The organism is Arthrobacter sp. H41 (assembly GCF_000520535.1).
Classification (GTDB): Bacteria; Actinomycetota; Actinomycetes; order Actinomycetales; family Micrococcaceae; genus Arthrobacter_D.
Genome location: NZ_KI914820.1, coordinates 6,035 through 6,885 on the forward strand (window position 1 = coordinate 6,035; position 851 = coordinate 6,885).

Annotated in this window: 1 protein-coding gene; it reads right to left on the reverse strand. The window is 67.1% G+C overall.

Annotation, left to right across the window (positions count from 1 at the left end; all coding sequences use genetic code 11):
* Positions 1-30 precede the first annotated feature (30 nt).
* The coding region (locus tag Y705_RS20075) for a zinc-binding dehydrogenase (RefSeq protein WP_049822782.1) at positions 31-851 on the reverse strand (821 nt) is incomplete at its 5' end.

Consider the following 851-nt stretch of genomic DNA (forward strand, 5'->3'; position numbering starts at 1 on the left):
CCGGCCGTGGCTCCTGCCGTCACGAAGGAGCTACGGCTTGAGGATCACCTTGATGCAGCCGTCCTGCTTCTTCTGGAAGGTCCGGTAGGCGATCGGCGCTTCGTCGATCGACACCTCATGGGTGACGAGGTCGGTCACGCCGAGGGGATCGGAGGGTTCTTCGACGAGTGGCAGCAGCTCATCGGTCCAGTTGCGAACGTTGCACTGGCCCATCCGGAACTGGATCTGCTTGTCGAACATCGTCTTGAGCGGCATGGGGCTCGCCGTTCCGCCGTAGACACCGCTCAGCGAGATGGTCCCGCCCCTGCGGACCGAGTCCACGGCCGAGTGCAGCACCGAGAGGCGGTCCACCCCTGCGACGTCCATCGCTTTCTGGGCCAGTGCGTCCGGCAGGAGTCCGACGGCGTTCTGCGCGAAAGCACCGACGGGTGAATTGTGGGCCTCGAGCCCGACGGCGTCGACGATCGAATCCGGGCCGCGCCCGCCGGTCATGCTCCGCAGTTCCTCGCCGAGGTCCTTGGTGAAATCGATGGTCTCCACGCCATGGCGCTGAGCCATTGCACGCCGCTCGGGCACCGGTTCGATGCCGATCACGCGGTAGCCGAGGTGCTTGCCGATCCGCGAGGCGAACTGGCCCACGGGGCCGAGCCCGTAGACGGCGAGGGTCCCGCCCTCGGGCACGTCTGCGTACTTGACCCCCTGCCAGGCGGTGGGGAGGATGTCTGAGAGGTAGAGGTAGCGCTCGTCGGGGAGGTCCTGACCCACCTTGATCGGGCCGTAGTCGGCATGCGGAACGCGCAGGAACTCGGCCTGGCCGCCCGGGACCGAGCCGTACAGCTCCGAGAATCCGA